Source organism: Streptomyces sp. GQ60 (genome assembly GCF_059758875.1).
In genome coordinates this window covers 102,491-121,030 of record NZ_JCAXEG010000018.1, presented here as the reverse complement: position 1 = coordinate 121,030, position 18,540 = coordinate 102,491, and the positions used below count along the sequence as shown (strand labels likewise).

Genomic DNA, 18,540 nt, shown 5'->3' with positions numbered 1-18,540 from the left:
GAGTCTGCCGTTGGCGCGGCGGATGTCAATCGAGCGGTACGGCAGCGAGGCGGTCGACGGTCTGGGGGTAGAGCCGGTTTCCGCGCTGGACGATCATCGTCGGGCCGTCGGGCATGTTCACGGCGCCCGCGGCGATCGTCCACGCGACCTTGCGGGCCGCGACGTCCACCGCGACGACCGCCTGACCGGCGCCGCCGACCGCCGCGTAGAGCTCCCCGCGGAACGGGGCGGGCGCCGCCAGCATGGAGACGTACGCGCCCGGGTCGTGGGTCCACACCCTCTTCCCGGTCGACTCGTCGAAGGCCTGGAACGCCCCGTCCGCGACGTAGACGGTGCCGTTCGCGCAGACGGGTGCGCTCAGCAGCTTCGTGCCCTCCGGCTCCAGCTTCCAGGCCACCGCGCCCGTCACCAGGTCCACCGCCGTGATCCGTTCCTCGAAGTCGAAGACGTGGCGGTCCGAGGCGACCGGGGGGTTGATGCCTCCCGACTGGTCCGGTGACGCCGCCTCCTGGTCGGTGCGGACCCGGCAGGCCCACAGGACGCGGCCGTCGCGCAGGTCGACGGCGAAGACGCGTGCGGGATCCGAGCAGATCAACCGGCCGCCGGAGATGACCGACGACATCATGAGGGAGCCGAGCGAGTCCAGGACGGCGCCCTCGACGCGCGTGCGCCAGCGAAGTTTCCGGGCGTCCAGGTCGTAGGAGAGCAGCCACGCCTGCTCCTGCTGTTCCCGGTCGCCGGATCTGAAGTACGCCTTGAGGTAGAGGCATTCGGCGTCCGCTGCCAGGAGCTGCGTGGTCTGGGCGAGATCGCCGAGGACGGCCGGGTTGGCCGCGTCGGCGGGGAGGTGGCCGGTGCGCGGGTCCAGGTATCCCGCGCTCGCGGTGCCGTCGTCGTCGAAGACGAAGCCGACGAGCTTGTCGCCTGCCACCGCGACATCGACGGTGGCGGTCTGGGTCTCCCACAGGATCCGGCCGTCGGCGGTCGAGATGCCGCGCAGGACGTCGCTCGTGTGGATCAGGACCTCGTCGGACGCGACGGCCGGGGTGGCGGAGAACGGGGACGGAACCGACCACAGCGGGGCCGGAGGGGTACCGGGCGGGCGGGAGCTCCGGCCGGGGCCCGGCGACGCCGTACGGTTCCCCGAGCCGGAGCCGGAGCCGGAGCCCGAACCAGGGCCCGACCCGGGGAGGTTTCCGGTGGCCCAGAGCGCCGCGGCGCCGCCGCCCACGGCGGCGAGCGCGGCGGCCGCCGTGCCCGCGATCAGGGTGCGGCGGGAGAGCGCGCGGCGCGGGGCGGGGGCGCGCAGCGGGGCGGCGTCGACGGCGGCGACGTCCCCGATCCGACGGGACAGGTCGGCGAGGAGCGTCTGGGGCAGCAGTTCGGCGAACTCCCCGGCGTCGAACGGCTCCCACTCGTCGCGCAGTCGGCCGGGGGCGGGCCGGTCGCCCGGCCCCGGCGACAGGCAGGCGGTGAGCGTCTCGCGCAGCCCGTCCGGCAGGCCCGTCAGGTCGGGGTCGGCGCCGGCCCGCAGCAGTTCGAGGGTGCTCTGCCGGCCGCGGGCTTCGTAGGGTCCGTGACCCGTCGCGGCGAACACCAGGACCGCCGCGAGGGCGAAGACGTCGCCTTCCGGGCCGGGTGGGCCCCCGCGCGCCTGCTCCGGTGACATGTACGCCGGAGTGCCCGCGAGGCCCCCGGCCTCCGTGAGGCGCGGGCTGCCCGGGGCCTGGGCGAGCCCGAAGTCGATGAGGCGGGGGCCCTGCGCGGTGATCAGTACGTTCGACGGCTTGACGTCCCGGTGGACGAGCCCGGCACGGTGCAGGGCGGCGAGGCCGGCGGCGAGCGCGGAGCCGAGTCCGCGGACGACCGGTTCGGGCAGCGGACCCCCGGCCGCCACCGCCTCGGTCAGCGAGGGCCCGATGAGGTATGCCGTGGCGAGCCAGGGCCGCGCCGCACCGGGGTCGGCGCCGAGGAAGGCGGCGGTGTGCTCCGCTCCCAGGGCACGCGCGGCCTCGGCCTCCAGCGTCAGCCGCTGGCGGTAGCCGGGCTGGTCCCGCAGGTCGGACCGGATGGTCTTGACCGCGGCGAGGCGGCCACCGGCGGTGCGGGCCAGGAAGACGGTCCCCATGCCGCCGCCGCCCAGCCGACCGAGGAGCGTGTACTCCCCGAGCCGTTCGGGATCGTCGGGCAGCAGGGGCAGGAGCGTTGACATGACCGGCGGACTCCTTCGGGGCGGACGGGCGTACCTGTGCGTGCTTGCGTCGGCGGGCGACGGCGGAGGCCGTGGGTATGAGGGCGCCGGGTCAGTCCGCCGGGAGGGCGACGACGGCGGAGGGCCGGGCGACGAGCAGGGTGCCGGGGACCGCGGCGAGTTGGAACGGTTCCCGGGCTTCCGCCCCCGCGAGTCCCGTCTGCCACAGCCGTTTGCCCGAGGGGAGGCCGGTCGCGGTGACCTGGTGCAGGGTCGCGAGGTAGAGGGTGCGTCCGGAGGCGCTCGCGGTCATGCTCCCGAGCATGTTCCACGCCAGGTTCTCGGTGAGCGTCTGCTCCCACAGCGTCCGGCCGGTGTCCGGGTCGACGGCGACGATGGGGCCCGTGCCGTCGTCGGTCAGGTACAGGGTGCCGCCACTGAAGAGGGGCGGGGCGTTGGTCCCGGCGACCAGGGCCTGCGACTCCCACAGCCGGGTGCCGGTCTTCAGGTCGTAGGCGTGGGCGCGACCGCGGGAGAGCAGGAACAGCCGCCCTCCGCCCGCCGGGTCCACCACGGAGGCCGGGCCGCCGTGCACGTCGGCGTAGGAGCGGTTCCAGAGCATGCGTCCGCTGCTCCGCTCGAAGCCCGCGATCGCGAGGGTCCGGACGGCCGTGACGTCTCGGAACATCTGCGGGGGTACCTGTACCTCCACGACGACCGTCTCGGGGCCGACCGTGGTGGCGAGTTGCGCGGTGCCGAATCCGCTCGGCAGCGGGCTGTGCCACAGCTCCTTGCGGTGGTCCAGGTCGAACGCCGCCAGCAGGTACCCGCCCGTCGGACTCCCGTCCCCCACGAGCAGCCACGCGGTGGCGCCGTCGGCGGCGAGCACCCCCGCGAGCTGCTCGTTGCGCTGGAGCCACTGGGTACGGCCGTCGCGCATCGAGCAGAGCGACAGTCCCTCGCGCGTGGCCGTCAAGAAGCGGTCGCCGGGCACTTGGACGGGCGGGGTGCTGCCGCCGGACGGCAGCTGCCACACCTCCTTGCCGGTGCGCAGGTCGTGCCCGTACAGGACGTCGCCGCGCGTCATCAGGCAATGGTCGGCGCTGCTCACCGGGAGGAGCCGGGTGCGGGCCGTCGGGTCGTCCACGCGCCACAGGGCGGCCGGCGGCATGCCGGGCACGCGGGTGCCCGTACCGGAACCGCCGCCCGCCGCGGACGGCCCGGTGCGGCTGTCCTCGCGCGTCAGGGCGGACCAGGCGAGGGTCCCGGAGACGCCGAGGGCCGCTCCCGCCGCGCCCGTCAGCAGGCCGGACAACACCCGGCGGCGGGTGGGCGGGGCGGGCGCGTCGGGCGTGGTCGGGGCCGGAACCGGGCCGGGGGCCGGGGGCGTCGCTGCCAGGGTGGCGGGGCGCGGGGGCTCGTGCGCATCGGCGTCCGCCGGGGCCCGGCCGTCCGCATGCCTGTCCCCGTCCCCGTCCCTGCTCGCGTCCGCGTCCGCGTCCCCGTCCGCATCGGCGATCTCCAGGTCGGCGATCGCCTGCGTGCGTGCGGCCAGTGCGGCGACGACCCGGCCGGGCAGCGGGTCCGGTGTCCGCTCCGCGTCGTGCCCGCCGGGGGCCAGCGTCCGGCACAGCTCCGCGGCGGTGGGGCGGTCCGCCGGGGAGGCCGCCAGCATCGCGGCCACCACCTCGCCCAGCTCCCCCGGCAGGTCGCGCAGTTCGGGCCGGTCGTGGCGGGCGCGGTAGGCCAGCACGGGCGGCGGCCCGTCTCCGAAGGGCAGCCGCCCGGTGGCCGTGTGGAGCAGCAGCACCGCCAGGGAGTACACGTCGGCGGCCGTGGAGGAGGGCCGGCCCGCGGCCACTTCCGGGGCCATGAAGGCGGCGGGCACGGTCGACACGCGGCTGTGCGGTGCGGGCCCCCCGAACCCTGCTCCGGGTCGCGGCCCGCCACCCCGGCCACGCTCCGGTGCCGGTTCGCGCGGTGCCGCGGACGGCGTGCGGCAGGAGTGCAGCGCCATCAGCAGCGGGCGGCCCGTGGTGAGCCAGACGCCTTCGGGTGCCACGGCGCCGTAGCTGATGCCCCGGGCGTGCAGGGCGGCCAGGGTGTCGGCGACCTCCGCGGCGAGCCGCACCGATCGTTCCAGGGGCAGGATCCCGGACGCCGGCCCGGGCCGCCGCCCCACGTCGGAGAGGGACACGGCCGGGGTGTGCGCGAGGGCCACCCACGAGGGCTCGGTCCCCGTCCGCAGGTCGAGTACGTGCGGCACTCCCGGCACGGGCCCACGGTGCAGCGCCTCGGCGGCCTCGTAGGCGGCCGGGGGCAGCAGGCACACCACGGCGTGCCCGTGGTCCCGGTCGCGGCCGACGTACATGCCGCCCCGCGGCGGAACCGGCCGGGGGCCGGGCCAACGGGCCAGCAACCGGTACGGCCCGGCCGACCGCGGGTCCTCGGGGCGCAAGCCCTCCTCCAGACGTCCGCCTCCCATGCGTTCCCCCTCACCTCGTGGCCTTGCTCAGGACCGGTCACATGCCCGGCAGGGCGCGAACCGCGCTGCCGCGCTGCCAGATGACGCTGCCCCCGGCGACCGCGCCCCGCCAGGCGACGCCGGCCCGGACCTCCCCGGCCGGGGCCGGTGCGAACACGTACTGTTCGGCCGCAAGCCCGCCGTGCACCACGAGGATGCCGAGCTCGGGCGTCCGCAGCGGTGCGAAGATCCCGGATCCCGCCACCAACGGGGCCTGGTCCTGCGCCAGTTCCTCGGCCGCCAGTACCGTCCAGGCTGGGGACCCGGTCTTCGCGTCGATGCTCCGGAGCTGGCGGCCGTCGGCGACGTACACGCTGTCGCCGGCCGGTGTGGGCATGCCGAAGCCCGCGCTGTCGTCCGCGGGCAGGGTCCACAGCTGGTCGCCGCGCTCCCGGTCCAGGCAGGTCAGCGTCCGGTCTCCGGCCCCGCCCAGCAGCACTCCGTGCGCGGACAGGGCCGTCCGCGAGCCGTCGGTGCCGGCGGGCCGCCGCCACGCGGAGCCGCCGTCGGCGGCGGACAGGGCCACCACCCCGTCGGCGGCGGAGGCCAGGAGCAGCCGCCCGTACCCGGCGGCCGCCGAGAGCACCGCGCCCGACACGGGGACGGGCACGCGCCAGCGCACCCCGCCGTCCGCCCGCTCGAGCGCGGCCAGGCGGCCGTCGGAGTCGAGGACGTACACCTGGTCCTGATCGGCGGCGAGCAGCGCGGTCACCCTGTCGCGCGCGCGGTGGCGGACCGTACCGCTGCCGGGGTCCAGGAACAGCAGGGCGCCGTCCGGGTCGAGGGCGACGGGTCTGCGGCCGCCGACGAGGTCGCGCACCACCGGGCCGCGCCCACGCCGCTCACCCGAGACCGGGTCGTGGAGGAGGAGCTCGCCGCCACCGTCCGCGAAGCACACCCGGCCGTCGACGTCGACCGGCCCGAAGGCCGGCCGCGCCGCGGCGCCGTCGTACGACCACAGGGGCCCCGGCACCGTGCCGGGCGGGCCGCTCCAGCGGGGGGCGGGGGTGCGGCCGGGGCCGTCGTCGTCCTGGAGGGTGCGCAGGGCGGTGGCGCCGGTCGCCGCGAGGAGCACGGCGGCCCCGACGCCGGTGAGCACCCTGCGCCGGGTCGGTTGCCACGGGCCGCCGCCCAGGGCGGCTGCGGCCCGTGCGATCTCGGCGGCGTCGGTGAGTACCGTGGGCGGCAGCCAGCGGGTGGCGGCGCGCAGGGCGGCGCCCTGCGGGTCGAGTTCGGCGGCCACCTCCGCGGCGGCGGGCCGGTCTTCCGGCTGCTTTTCGAGGCAGCCGCGGATCACGGGCGTCAGCTCGGCCGGAACGTCGGTGAGGTCGGGGGCGTCGTAGGCGATGCGGAAGTCCGAGCGGACCGGGTCTCCGTCGTAGAAGGCGTGCCGGCCGGTCAGCGCGAAGACGAGCAGCGCGCCGAGGCAGAACACGTCGCTCGGAGGCCCGAGGGGGCCCTTCACCACCTGTTCGGGCGACATGTAGCCGGGCGTTCCGGGGCGCTGCCCGGTCGCGGTCAAAGTGGCGTCGCCGGTCACCCGGGCGATGCCGAAGTCGACGACGCGGGGGCGGTCGGCGCCGAGGATGACGTTCGAGGGCTTCAGGTCGCGGTGTACGACTCCGGCCGCGCCCAGGGCCGTCAGGGCCCGGCCGAGCGCCCCGGCGAGGGCCCGCACGGCGGGCGCGGGCAGTGGTCCGTGCCGCAGCACGGCGGCGGCGAGGGTCGCGCCGGGGACGAACTCGGCTGAGATCCACGGCACTTGCTCGGCGGTCGAGGAGTCGAGCACGTTGGCGACGAAGGGACTGCGGACCGCCGCCGCGGCGGCGGCCTCGCGGGTGAAACGCTCGCGCAGGTCCGCGTCGCGGAAGAGTTCGGGCCGGATGGTCTTGAGGGCGACCGGACGCCCCCGGCGGCGGGCCAGGTAGACCGTCCCCATGCCGCCGGCCCCGAGCACCCCCAGGATCCGGTGACCTCCGAGCTGCGCGGGCGTACCGCCCGGCAGCGGGGCGATCACTGGTGTCATGCCGTTGATCGTATGCGGGCGGCCGTCAAGCATCGCTGGAATCGGCAAAGTTGACGCGTCCCCGGCTGGGCGGGTCGCCTCAGCCGGCGTGGGCGAACCCCGTTGGCCGGGCGGGGGACGCAGTCAACGAGGGCCGGGGCGGCGGCAGCGTCGTTCAGGTTGCGGCCACCGCCCTGCGTCGCCCGTCGGGCTCAGGACCAGCTCTGGTACGGAAGGCTGTTGCACGCCCAGGTACGGAAGCCCTGGGAGCTGTCGTCGATGCAGCGCGAGGTGTGCTGGTTCTGGAAGCGGACGGTTCCGTCGTCCCAGACCTTGATCCACCAGCTCTGCTCCGGGCTGGAGTTGCAGACCGCGGTGCGGAAGCCGCTGTTGGTGTCCTCGATGCAGCGGCCGGTGTTGATGTTCTTCAACTGGCGCGTCCCGTCACCCCAGACGTGCACGTTCCACTGCTGCGGATTGGAGCCGTTGCAGCTCCAGGTGCGGAAGCCGTTGCCGGTGTCGTCCATGCACCGGCCCGTGGCCTGGTTCTGGAACGACTGGACGGCGTCGTACGTCCTCGCCGGGCCGACAGGACCGGCAGGGCCGGAGGTGGCGGCCACGGCACCGGTCGCCGGGGTGAGGAAGGCGAGGGCAAGGGCCCCGCCGAGCAGAAGCGTTCTCGTCACGCGCATGTGGTCCGTCGTCTCCTTCGTGTCCGTGGGACTGGCGGACCACAAACTAGGAGCCGGGGCACGGGGCGGGGAACCCGGAACCATCCGGAGTGACAGCGGCGTTCGAGACGGTGCGCGTGGGTGTCGGCGCACGCGCGCTGGTCACCAGGGGAAGCTGCCCCGCACCCAGCCACTCCACGCGGCGATGTCGCACGGTCGAGGGGCGGCGCACCGGAGACCGCCCCTGACCACACGACACCCCGCCACCATCCGGCGCCCGACCAAACCCGCAGGTCAGACGCCGAGACCCTTCAGGAGTACTAGGTCACCGCCGGCCCGGCATCGTTCAGCCAGGCCCACTCCGACCACGTGGCGAAGCCCGTCTGCCACTTGTGGTAGACACCGGCGTGACTGGTGGCGAAGACCTCGATGCGGCCGTCGGCGTTGGTGCCCGCGGCGATCTCGGTGCCGCCGCCACCGAAGGTCGCCCACTCCGAGAACGGGGCGTTCGGGCGGGTCTGCCAGGCGTGGCTCGCGGCGTTGGCGTTGATCGCGTACACCTCGACCCGGCCGTCGGCCGACCGCGAGACGGTCAGCTCGGCGTTGGTGATGCCGCCCATGCCCGCCCACTCCGACCACGAGGTCGGGCTGGTCTGCCAGCGGTGGAACACGCCGTTGGCATTGGAGGCGAACACCTCGACCCTGCCGTCCTGGTTGTAGCCGACGGACAGGTCGTGTCCGCCGCCGCCGAAGTTCTCCCAGGCGGACCAGCCGCCGTTGACTCCGGTCTGGTAGAGGTGCTCGAAGGTCGAGTCGGAGAGCGCGAAGACCTCGAGGCGCCCGTCGGCCGCGGTCTCGATGGCGAGCCGGGAGTTCGCCGGACCGCCGCCGGTGCCCTCCCAGCCGGCCCAGCCGCCGCTGGGCGCGGTCTGCCACCGGTGGAACACTCCCGTCGCGTTGGAGGCGAACACCTCGATGCGGCCGTCGGCGTTGTTGCCCGCCGCCAGTCGGTACCCGCCGCCGCCGAAGTTCCCCCAAGCCGACCAACTCCCGCCGGGAGCGGTCTGCCACATGTGCTCGAACGTACTGTCCGACAGCGCGAACACCTCGAGTCGGCCGTCCGCGTTGGATGCCACGGCCAACTGCGCGTTGCGCGGGCCCCCTTCGAAGCGCCACTGCGACCAGCCGCCGTTCACCGCGGTCTGCCACGCGTGGTACACGCCGTCCGCGCCGGCGGCGAAGGCCTCCAGCCGCCCGTCCGCGGACCGCCCGGTGGTCACCCGGCCCGACGCGTACGGGTGCTTGGGGCCGCCCGCGTTCGTACCGGACCACAGGGCGTTGGCGATGAGTGCCGCGTCGCCCGCCTCGATGGCGTACAGGCCGCGCAGGTCCTCCCTCGGCCGCTGCACGTTCCAGCACACCTCTCCGATCGCCTCGTTGTTCCACGAGCCGCCCGGATACATCCGTTCCACCTCGTCGAAGAAGGCGTTGGTGGCGTAGACCGGGTCCAGACGCTCCTCCCGGCTGCCCCACCAGTCCTGCTGCTGGAACAGCCCGAGGCTGGTGTAGTCGACCGCCTGGGCGTAGTTGTTGAGGCTGGACTCCACGATGACCGTGGCGATGGCGATGGTCGCGGCCCTCTGGTTCAGGCCCCGGTCCTTCACCGCCTGCGTCACCATCCGCGCGCAGGACACCTTGTAGGCGTCCATGTAGCCGGCCATCTTCGCGTGCAACTGGGGGTTGAGCTGGTCGGCCATGATGCCGTCGGCGGCCGACGGGCCGGCCGCATCGCACGGCACGGTCGGAATGGCGAAGCCCTGCGGGCCGCTGAAGTACCGCGAGACGCCGGAGCGGTCGCCGCCCGGCGCCGGAGCGGGAGCGTGCGCGGCGGAGGCGATCGAGGCTGTCATACCGATGACCAGCGCCCATACGCCGACCACGAAGGCCAGTCTGGTGAACATGCGGCACAAGCCGGATATCGCCATGGTGTTCCCTTCCGTCGTGAAGTGAAGTGCGCGGTACCCGCTCGGCGTTCGGCTTCCGACCGCGGCGGCCGACCTGTTCCGACGCGCATCGGGTACCGGCCGGAAGAGTCCGGGCACACAGAGTTCACCTGGCACCCGTGCCCGTGTCACTCCGGAGCGTTCCGGATGCTTCCCACGACACCCCCACCACCACTACGTTGTCGGCCGCATCGGCCGCATCGGCCCGGAGCGCATGGGGCTTCACGCCATCGACGGGGATGGGCTGATCCGGCCCGCTCCGGAGCCTGTGAACCGGTCGCCGCCGCCGTGCTCATCGCCGTCACCGTCACCAAACGGCCATGGCCGCTACCGGCGGCCGGCGGCGGTTCCGGCAGCTCCCCCCACCGCCCTTAGCCGACGCGCCCACGCGTGTCAGTCCGGAATCCTCCGGGGTCTCCCCGCGGCGCACCGTTGCTACCTTCCAGACGCATCGTCAGGCTCCCGAACCAGGAGGACAAAGTGAGCGCGCACCCCACCCGCAGGAACATCCTGAAGACCGCCGGCGGCCTCTCGGCCGCGCTGGCCATGGGCGGCGCGGGAGTCCTCGCCGCCGCGTCGACCGCTTCCGCCGTCGGTGACGGCTTCGGCCTGCGCATCACGGAACGCGCCGAGCAGGATCACCGGATGTGGTACTACCGGTTCCAGACCTCCGCCATCGGCGGCTGGACCCCGGCCGTCAACGTGCTGCTGCCCGACGGCTACCACACCAGCGGGCGCCGCTACCCCGTTCTCTACCTGCTCCACGGTGGCCTGGAGGACTTCATCACCTTCGACGCGCACCACGACATCCGGGGTCTGACGGCCTGGAAGGACCTCATCGTCGTCATGCCCGACGGCGGGCGCGCCGGCTGGTACTCCAACGCGGTGAGCTCCAATGTCGGCGCCCGGAACTGGGAGCACTTCCACATCGGGCAGTTGATCCCGTGGATCGACGCGAACTTCCGCACGTACGCCGAGTACGACGGCCGCGCCGTCTCCGGGTTCTCCATGGGCGGCTTCGGCGCCCTGAAGTACGCGGCCAAGTACTACGGTCACTTCGCCTCGGTCAGCGCCCACTCCGGCCCGGCCAACCTGCGCGGGGGCAATGGTGATGTGGTGACCCACTGGGCCAACGCCTCCTCCGCCGCGGTGGAACTGAACGGCGGCAGCATCTATGGCGTGCCCTTCTGGGACCAGGCCCGGGTCAGCGCGGACAACCCGTGCGAGCGCGTCGAGAGCTACCGGCACAAGAGGGTCTTCCTGGTCGCCGGCACCAGCCCCCAGGACATCCAGGGCTACGCGAACGAGACCGTGGTGCTCGCCACCCAGCGGGAGTTCAAGTGGCACCTCGACCGCGCGGGCATCCCCTTCGAGCAACATGAGGTGGACGGCGGCCACTGGGTCCGCCGCAATCTGCTGCAGGACGACATCAACGGCGTCATCCACCGGCTGCGCAAGGCGTGAAAGGCCCCCTGAGCCGCGTTCTCGCGGTCACTGCCGTCCTCCTCTCGGCGCTGTCGGCGCCGGCCGTCACGGGGTCGGCCGCGGCCCGGACCGCCGATCTCACCGCGGCCTGTCCCACCACCGGACCCGTGACCCAGCCCTTCCACAGCGGCCACAACGGCGTCGACATCGGGGCCGACGTCGGGACACCGATCTACGCGGTGGGCGACGGCAAGGTGACCATCTCCGGATACACCGGCGACTACGGCCAGTGGATCCGCGTCCTGCACCCCGACGGGAGGATCTCCGAGTACGGGCACATGTCCAGACGGGACGTCTTCGAGGGCGACCACGTCGTGGCGGGCCAGCAGATCGCCCTGGTGGGCGCGGAGGGCACCAACGTCGACGGTCCCCACCTGCACCTGCGGATCTGGGGGGACCAGTCGACCTCCTACGGCATCGACCCCGAGATCTACCTCGCGGAGCGCGGCGTCGTGCTGCCGTGCACCCCGGGCAGTGGTCCGCGGCCCAAGCCGCTGGTGTATCCGGCGGAGTCGGGCCGGGTGGTGTCGGCGCGGTCGGCGGACGGACGCCTCGAGGTGTTCGCGGCCGGCGCCGATGGTGTGCAGCATGCCTGGCAGCAGGAAGCGAACGGCAACTGGTCGGCCTGGGAGCGGCTCGGCGGGCCGGGCAACGCCGAACTGGCGATCGCACCCAATGCCGACGGCCGCCTGGAGATGTTCGCCCTGGCCGGCGATACCTTCCAGCACCGCTGGCAGCTCTCTCCCTCCGGCGGCTGGTCGAACTGGGAGACCTTCGGCGGCGGTGGACGCGACACGGCGGCCGGTGTGAACGCCGACGGCCGGATCGAGGTCTACGCCTCCAATCCGTCCGGCATCTTCCACAGGTACCAGGTCGCCCCGAACGGCGGCTGGTCGGAATGGGAGGCCACCGGCGGAGGCCCCGCCAACGGCCGCCTGGAGCTGGAGAAGTCGCCCGACGGCCGGCTGGAGGTGTTCGCCCTGGGCAGCGACACCTTCCAGCACAAGTATCAGACGGCCCCCAACGGAGGGTGGTCGAACTGGGACGCCTTCGGGGGCGGCGGCCACGACCTCACCGCCGATCACAACGCCGACGGCCGCCTGGAGGTCTTCGCCTCCGGACCGGAGGGCGTGTTCCACAAGTACCAGACGAGCCCGTCCAGTTGGTCGAGCTGGGAGCCGACCGGTGGTCCCGCGGACGCGCAACTCACCAGTGTGCGCACGGCGGACGGACGGATCGAGGTCTTCGCGATGAACGGCAGTACGGCCGTGCACGCCTGGCAGACGGCCGTCAACGCATCGTACGGTGACTGGTCAGCCTTCGGCGGCGGCGGCAGCGAGGTCACGGCGGTCGCCAACGCCGACGGGAGGATCGAGGTCTTCGGGACCAGCCGCGCCGGCACCTACCACAGATGGCAGACCGGCTACTCCAGCTGGTCCGACTGGATGTGGCTCAACGGCACCGCCGGTCCCGCCCTCGACTGACGCCCTCCGACCACTCCCACCCGACCCGTGGTCGGCCGTGCCCGCGGGGGCCCGGCCGACCAGGCGGTCTCCCTGGAGAGACTCATGCTTCCGATCAGCAGACGGAACCTGTTGCTGGGCGCCGCCGGAGCGGGCGCGCTCCCGTTCGCGGGCCCCGGCCGGGCCGCGGCCGACGCCGCCGACGCCGTCCCGTCTCCTCGATGGGTCGGCGCGGGACCGTTCACGTACGTCTACGACCCCTCCACCTCCGACGGCCCGCGCTATCTCAACGACCACACGCTGATCAAGGCGCAGGGCCGCTGGCACCTGTTCGGCATCGTCGGACGCAGCGCGCCGCGCGGTGAATCCCCCGACAGTGCGCGGGAGACCTCCTTCGCCCACGCCTCCGCGCCGAGCCCGGAAGGTCCGTGGACCACCCACGCCGACGCACTCACCGTCGCCCCGTCCTACTTCGGCGAGGAGCACCTCTGGGCGCCCCACGTCGTGGAGGCGGGCGGCAGGTTCTGGATGTTCTACGCGGCCGGCGGCGCGAGCGGCGCCGCGATCAACCTCGCCACCTCGTCCGACCTGTTCACCTGGACGCGCGTGCCCTCCGGCCCGCTGTTCCGCGGGCTCGCGGCGCGTGACCCGATGGTCCTGCGGGTCGGCGGCGAGTGGGTCATGTACTACACGGAACTCTCGGGCCCGGGCGGTCACCATGTCGTGGCCTGCCGGCGGTCCGCGGATCTCGTGCACTGGAGCGAACCGGGCACCGTGTTCACCGACGCGACCACGGACACGACCGTCTCGGTCACCGAGTCTCCGTACGTCGTGGAACGGGACGGCTGGTACTACCTGTTCATCGGGCCCCGGGGTGGCTACGAGGGCACGGACGTGCTGGCGTCCCGGGACCCCTTCCGCTTCGACCTCGCCGGCTACGCGGGGCACGTGGCCGGTCACGCCGTGGAAGTGGTCGCCGACGGGGACACCTGGTACGCGAGCGCCGCGGGCTGGTTCCGGGGCGGGCTGCACGTGGCACCCCTCCAGTGGCGGGACACGCCACCGCCGTGGCAGAGCGCGGACAACCCGGTGGCCGGACTCGACGCCGCCGGCCGCCTCGTGGTGTTCGCGCTCGACGCCTCCGACCGCTCGATGCTCCGGCGCGTCCAGCTCGACCCGGACACCGACAGCTGGTCGCAGTGGGAGGTGTTCGGCGGGCCGGCCGGTGCGGTCCCCACACTCGGCCGCAACGCCGACGGAGCGCTCGAGGTGTTCTCGCTCGCCCCGGAGGGCGCCAACCTGCACCACCGGGCCCAGCGCCCGGACGGAGGCTGGTACGACTGGGAGGAGTTCGGCGGCCCGGCCGCCGCGGCCCCGGCCGTCGCCCGCGGCGCCGACGGCCGGCTGGAGGTGTTCGCCCTGAGCCCCGGCGGCGCCTCCGTCGCCCGGCGACGGCAGGGGGCACCGGGATCCACGGCCTGGGACCCGTGGGAGACGGGCTTCGGCGGGGCCGCGGGCGCGCCACCGGTGGTCGCTGCGAACGCCGACGGCCGGCTGGAGGTGTTCGCCCTCTCGCCCGGCGGTGCCGGGATCTTCCACCGGTGGCAGGAGACGCCGGGCGGCGCCTGGACCGCCGCGTGGCAGCGCTTCGGCACCGCGTCCGGCGCCGCGCCGCGGGTGACCAGGGACGGCAGCGGCCGGCTCACCGTCGCCGCGATCGGACCGTCGGGCGTGGGAACCTTCAGCAGGCGGCAGTCCGTGCCGAACGGAGGCTGGGACGAGTGGCTGCCGATGTTCGGCTGGAGCGCCGCCGCCCCGGTGTTCGCCACCAACACCGACGGCCGCCTCGAGGCGTTCTCGCTGACGCCCGGTGGCGCCCGGCTCGACCACCGCTGGCAGACCGCCCCCGGCGGAAGCTGGGATTTCAGCAGGGAGTTCGGTGAGCCCGGCCTCAGGCTCGCCGCCCCGCCCGCGGCCGCGCTCGACCCCACCGGACGCACGCACGTCTTCGCCGTCACCACCGAGGGCCGGATGCGCACCCGCGTCCAGGCCCGGCCGAGCGGCGGCTGGCGGCCGTGGACGGCTTTCGGAGACCGGACGGTCGCACCCGTCGTATCGGGCAGTCCCGCACTCTGAGCCATGAGTGCGGATCGCGCCAAGTGAAAGGGGCGAAAGACCGGTTCCGCGGCGCCGCGACCCCACGGGACACGGTGACCTTCCCCACCCCGGCAGGTCCCGGACGGGGACGCCCGCGACCGGGACGGGAGCGCGGATCCCGCGCGGACGCCCACGGCGACCGTACGGCGTCCCTCGCCCGCCGCGGCCCGACAACTTCCGCCGATCCGCTCGGCAGAGAGTCGAAAACAGCCCCAAACCGCCACCGCCGACACAGGGCCGAAGTGACCCGGGACACAGCGCGTCGACCGCGCGGAGGGGGCCGACGGGCCTCTCGGGCAGGGCCCTCGGGAGTCTCCCGGGGCAGCCGGTGCCGGCAGTTCGACCCGGCGGTCCGGCCCGGCGGACAGCTCCGCCCGAAGTGGCTGAAGTGCGCCGATGAACTCCCCCGAGAGATGAGTATTGTTCCACTCACGGTCAGGCACGACGCGTGGAACGGGGGGAGCGGTGAGCGGTGTAGTCGTCCATCTGCCGCAAGGGTGCAGCGGCGCCGACGGGGGCGAACCGAACGGCGACGCCGTGACGTTACGCCTCGGACCGGGCGAGGTCGCCCGCTTCGGACGCGGCTCCGCGGCGATCCCCGTAGAGCTCCGTCTCGCCGACGCGGCGATCTCCCGGCTCGCCGGAGAGATCCGCGTGACCGATGACCACTGGCAGTTGACGAACCACAGCACCACCCACAGCTACCTCGTGGAGAACCCGGAGGGTGCCGGCGAGTACTTGAGGGTTCCGCCCCGCCGGGTAGGGGCGCCCGTCCCGTTCGAGTTCTCACGCGTCGTGCTGCCCACGCGCAGCGATGTCCCCGTCTCCTTCCAGGTGTTCGCACCCGACCACATCTACTTGGATACGGAAGCCATGGGCGCCCCCTGGGGCCGCCTCACGGTCACCGCGTACTCCCTGGACGAGACGGCCACGTACTTCCTCGTCCTCGTCGCCCTCTGCGAACCGCGCCTGCGCGACCAGTCCCGCGTCGCCGTCCCCACGACCCCGCAGATCGTCGAACGGCTCAAGGGCCACGCCGCCTTCGCCACCCTGACCGCGCGTGCGGTCAGCTCGCACATCGACTACCTCGCCGAGGAGAAGCTGCGCATCGGCGCCTCGGACCCGCGCGAACCCGGCAAGGCAGACCGCCGCAACGGCAAGCGCGAGGAGATCGTCGGGCTCGCCCTGCGGTTCGGGCTCGTGCGCGAGGAGCACCTGACGCTGCTGCCACCCCTGACGGGGGCGGGCGGACGGGAGCGGCAGACCGCGCGATGACGACGCCCCACGCCCTGCGCGACATCACGGAATGCGACGGAACGGACCTGCTCCCACCCGGCCACCGGGTGCGGGGCTGGACGATCACCCACCTGATCGGGGCCGGAGGCTGGTCCACGGTCTACGCCGCACAGCCCGCCGGGCACCCGGACCGGACCGGCCGGGCCCCCGCGCAGGCGTCCGAGGCACCGGCAGAATTCGCGCTCAAGATCATGCCGACCGCCGGGTACGCCCCGCGCCAGACGCGCAGGATCGTGGAATCCGCCCGCCGGGAGGTCGAACTGGGACGCGGGGCCGGGCACGCACGGCTGATCCGCCTCCTGGACTCCTTCGTCCTCGAGGCACCGGACCGCCCCGCCCTGGACGGCGCGATCGTGCTGGTCATGGAGCGGGCAACGGGCAGCCTGCGGGAACTCCTCGACGCCGGGGTGGCCGAGGCCGACCGCGCCCGGCTGATCGCGGGGATCTGCGAGGGACTCGCCCACCTCCACCGGTCGGGTTGGGTCCACGCCGACCTCAAGCCGGAGAACGTCCTGCTGGACGGCGACGGTTCCGTGAAGCTCTCGGACTTCGGGCTCGCCACCCAGCTGACGGGAACGTACGGGTACGCGCCCCCCATGGGCACCTTGGACTACCTGCCGCCCGAGCGCTGGCGGGCACCCCTCGGCGAGCTGGGCGTGAAGGTCCGGCCGAGTGCCGACATCTGGGCCCTGGGCATCATCATCCACGAGGTGTTCGGCTCCGGCGCCTCCCCGTTCTCCGGCGCCACGCCCATGGCACGGGGCGCCGGAGTCCAGGAGTACGGAGAAGGGCGCGCGCCGCTGCGCATGGACCAGGCCGTGCCGCCGTTCTGGCGCGCACTGGCCGCAGACTGCCTCGCCCCGACCCACGAGGCACGTGCCCAGCACACCGCGGAGAGCCTGCTCGCCCGGATCGCCGCGGAACAGGAGGCACGGGGGAGGTGCGCGGGACGGCTGTGGGGCCGGGCCCGCGCCGCGATCCTCACCACCGCCCTCTGCGGGATCGCCGGGACGACCCTGTGGTCGGACGCGGCACGGGCGAGCTCGTCCGCACGGGACGGTCTGGAGGGCGCGGCGGCCGGCACGGTCCGGGTGTTCAACGCGGAGCGTGGCTGCCAGGAGCGGGCCGACCGCGACCCGCAGTGCAGTCTGGGCCTGGCGATCGACCCGATGCTCCCGTACACGGCGGACAACGTCGTACCGTCCCGGGTGTGGCACGGCGACGCCCTCGCCGTCGACTGCCAGTTGCCCGACGGCCGGGCCGTGATCGACGAGGCGGACCTGCAGTCCACCCGCTGGTTCCACGTCCGCCTCCGGCCAGGCTCCACACCCCCCACAGCATGGCTCCCCGCCGTCCGCACGAAGGACCGCCCGGCACTGCGCACGTGCCCGCACCCCGCGACCGGGCGCTGACACCCCCGCGCGAGCACCGCAGCCGGTCGAACGCAGCACGGTGGTGGGGCCACCGATGCCAGGGAGCACGCGGGCCCCTGGACAGGGTGGTCGATCATGAACCTAGGTGCCGGTCGTGCCGTCGAGCATCTCGCGCAGGATGTCCAGGTGGCCGTTGTGGCGGGCCGTCTCCTCGGTGAGGTGGAGGAGGATCCAGCGCAGGTCGACGTGGAGGCCGTCGCGGACGGCGCGGTCGGCGCGCTGCTCCAGGGCTGCCGCGGCGACCAGTTCGCGGTAGCGGGCGCTCTGTTCGGCGTATTCGTCGAGGAGCTGCGCGAGCGGGAAGTCGACGGCGATGCGCATCTCGCGGTCGGGGTCTTCATCGGTCCAGGGGCCGTGGTCTTCCTCGCCGAGGAAGACCACCTGGAACCAGTAGTACTCGACCCAGCGCAGGTGGTTGATCACTCCGCTCATGGTCATCAGCGGTGAGCCCGGCAGGAGCGCCCTGCGCGCGTTCTCGGCGGAGACGCCCGCGCACTTGGCGTGGGCGGTGTCACGTGTGTACTGGAGAAACGTGGTGAGCTGGGTGCGCTCGTCCCACGCTGGAGGTGTGTCGTCGATTCTCGTCATCCCCCGAAGCGTCCCCGATCGGCACGACGGGTGTCGAGGCATTTTCCGACGGGTCCGCACCGGTCCTCCCGGCTCGGTCCCGTCCTCGTCCCCGCCGCGCCCGTCAGGGCCTCAGGCCCGCTCGCCTGAGAGCGATCTCGGACAGGTCGGCGATGACCTGAGGGTCGCCGCGGCGCCAGGCGTCGGCGAGGCCGCCCGCGGGGGCGGGGATCGTGGCGAGGGCACGCGGCGGTCCGGTGAGGGCGCGCAGGGCGAGCAGGTCGGCGCCGCCGGGTGCGTCGAGGAGGCCCTGGACGGTGGCGCTGCGGCGCATCCAGCGCACGCGCGGGGGAAGCCACAGCAGCAGGACGAAGGCCACGGGGAGGACGATCAGGGCGAGTGTGGCCAGGGTGGCCACCTGGCCGACGACGTCCTGCAGTGACTGTCCCGCGTCGGCGAGTCCGATGCCGGCGTCAGCCGCGGACCGGAACGGTTTCGTCAGGAGGCCGCCGACGAGCGGCACGTCGGAGGCGGTGTCACCGGCTTCGGCGAGGGCGCCGGCGAGGCTCTCGCCGGAGCTCTCGACCTTGCGTCCGGGTTCGGCCAGCCGCATGATCGCGTCGCGGACGGTCAGGGCGAACTTCACCGTGGCGGCGATCAGCAGTACGGCGATCAGGTCCGCAAGGATCTGTCGGTTCCGCCGTGCCGGGATCTGGGCGTAGAGACGCATGGGCTGCTCCTGTTC

At 73.8% G+C, this 18,540-nt stretch carries 12 protein-coding genes; 5 read left to right on the top strand and 7 right to left on the bottom strand.

Annotated elements, in window-relative coordinates; all coding sequences use genetic code 11:
• Positions 1–25: 25 nt before the first annotated feature.
• From AC6CKD_RS31900 to AC6CKD_RS31880, 5 genes are all read right to left on the bottom strand, one after another.
• Complete coding sequence (locus AC6CKD_RS31900) at positions 26–2,212, bottom strand: serine/threonine protein kinase (protein WP_498332228.1); 2,187 nt, start codon at positions 2,210–2,212, stop codon at positions 26–28.
• Positions 2,213–2,303: 91 nt separating this feature from the next.
• The gene (locus AC6CKD_RS31895) at positions 2,304–4,676 is read right to left on the bottom strand and encodes an outer membrane protein assembly factor BamB family protein (RefSeq protein WP_498332226.1); all 2,373 of its coding nucleotides are present in this window, start codon (positions 4,674–4,676) and stop codon (positions 2,304–2,306) included.
• A gap of 37 nt (positions 4,677–4,713) precedes the next feature.
• The gene (locus AC6CKD_RS31890; RefSeq protein ID WP_498332225.1) at positions 4,714–6,741 is read right to left on the bottom strand and encodes a protein kinase domain-containing protein; all 2,028 of its coding nucleotides are present in this window, start codon (positions 6,739–6,741) and stop codon (positions 4,714–4,716) included.
• Between the two features lie 191 nt (positions 6,742–6,932).
• The gene (locus AC6CKD_RS31885; protein ID WP_498332223.1) at positions 6,933–7,406 is read right to left on the bottom strand and encodes an RICIN domain-containing protein; all 474 of its coding nucleotides are present in this window, start codon (positions 7,404–7,406) and stop codon (positions 6,933–6,935) included.
• 305 nt (positions 7,407–7,711) lie between these two features.
• Positions 7,712–9,376 (bottom strand): PLL family lectin, encoded by a 1,665-nt coding sequence (locus AC6CKD_RS31880; protein ID WP_498332221.1) that lies wholly within the window; start codon positions 9,374–9,376, stop codon positions 7,712–7,714.
• A 564-nt stretch (positions 9,377–9,940) separates the two neighbouring features.
• Between AC6CKD_RS31880 and AC6CKD_RS31875 the strand changes: the two genes are divergently transcribed.
• The 5 genes from AC6CKD_RS31875 to AC6CKD_RS31855 all read left to right on the top strand — a co-directional run bounded on the left by AC6CKD_RS31875 (position 9,941) and on the right by AC6CKD_RS31855 (position 17,207).
• Positions 9,941–10,858, top strand: coding sequence for an alpha/beta hydrolase (locus AC6CKD_RS31875; RefSeq protein WP_498332250.1), 918 nt, complete (start codon positions 9,941–9,943; stop codon positions 10,856–10,858).
• Positions 10,855–12,363 carry a DUF8189 domain-containing protein gene (locus AC6CKD_RS31870; RefSeq protein ID WP_498332220.1) on the top strand — a complete coding sequence of 503 codons (1,509 nt, stop codon included), beginning with the start codon at positions 10,855–10,857 and terminating at the stop codon, positions 12,361–12,363. Before AC6CKD_RS31875 ends, AC6CKD_RS31870 begins: the two co-directional genes overlap by 4 nt.
• 84 nt (positions 12,364–12,447) lie before the next feature.
• Positions 12,448–14,478, top strand: coding sequence for a DUF8189 domain-containing protein (locus AC6CKD_RS31865; RefSeq protein WP_498332218.1), 2,031 nt, complete (start codon positions 12,448–12,450; stop codon positions 14,476–14,478).
• 486 nt (positions 14,479–14,964) lie between these two features.
• Positions 14,965–15,774, top strand: a complete 810-nt coding sequence (locus AC6CKD_RS31860) for an FHA domain-containing protein (protein ID WP_498332217.1) — start codon at positions 14,965–14,967, stop codon at positions 15,772–15,774.
• Positions 15,771–17,207, top strand: a complete 1,437-nt coding sequence (locus AC6CKD_RS31855; protein WP_498332215.1) for a serine/threonine-protein kinase — start codon at positions 15,771–15,773, stop codon at positions 17,205–17,207. The genes AC6CKD_RS31860 and AC6CKD_RS31855 overlap by 4 nt, the downstream gene beginning before the upstream one ends.
• A gap of 102 nt (positions 17,208–17,309) precedes the next feature.
• On the opposite strand, the gene AC6CKD_RS31850 is transcribed toward AC6CKD_RS31855, so the two are convergent.
• Together AC6CKD_RS31850 and AC6CKD_RS31845 are read right to left on the bottom strand one after the other, a co-directional pair.
• Positions 17,310–17,816 (bottom strand): DinB family protein, encoded by a 507-nt coding sequence (locus AC6CKD_RS31850; RefSeq protein WP_498332213.1) that lies wholly within the window; start codon positions 17,814–17,816, stop codon positions 17,310–17,312.
• 103 nt (positions 17,817–17,919) lie between these two features.
• Complete coding sequence (locus AC6CKD_RS31845) at positions 17,920–18,525, bottom strand: hypothetical protein (protein WP_498332211.1); 606 nt, start codon at positions 18,523–18,525, stop codon at positions 17,920–17,922.
• Positions 18,526–18,540 lie beyond the last annotated feature (15 nt).

Bases quoted from the DNA above. Each gene is read 5' to 3' on its own strand.
- AC6CKD_RS31900 (WP_498332228.1), bottom strand. From the start codon at position 2,212: ATGTCAACGCTCCTGCCCCTGCTGCCCGACGATCCCGAACGGCTCGGG.
- AC6CKD_RS31895 (WP_498332226.1), bottom strand. From the start codon at position 4,676: ATGGGAGGCGGACGTCTGGAGGAGGGCTTGCGCCCCGAGGACCCGCGG.
- AC6CKD_RS31890 (WP_498332225.1), bottom strand. From the start codon at position 6,741: ATGACACCAGTGATCGCCCCGCTGCCGGGCGGTACGCCCGCGCAGCTC.
- AC6CKD_RS31880 (WP_498332221.1), bottom strand. From the start codon at position 9,376: ATGGCGATATCCGGCTTGTGCCGCATGTTCACCAGACTGGCCTTCGTG.
- AC6CKD_RS31875 (WP_498332250.1), top strand. From the start codon at position 9,941: ATGGGCGGCGCGGGAGTCCTCGCCGCCGCGTCGACCGCTTCCGCCGTC.
- AC6CKD_RS31865 (WP_498332218.1), top strand. From the start codon at position 12,448: ATGCTTCCGATCAGCAGACGGAACCTGTTGCTGGGCGCCGCCGGAGCG.
- AC6CKD_RS31855 (WP_498332215.1), top strand. From the start codon at position 15,771: ATGACGACGCCCCACGCCCTGCGCGACATCACGGAATGCGACGGAACG.
- AC6CKD_RS31850 (WP_498332213.1), bottom strand. From the start codon at position 17,816: ATGACGAGAATCGACGACACACCTCCAGCGTGGGACGAGCGCACCCAG.
- AC6CKD_RS31845 (WP_498332211.1), bottom strand. From the start codon at position 18,525: ATGCGTCTCTACGCCCAGATCCCGGCACGGCGGAACCGACAGATCCTT.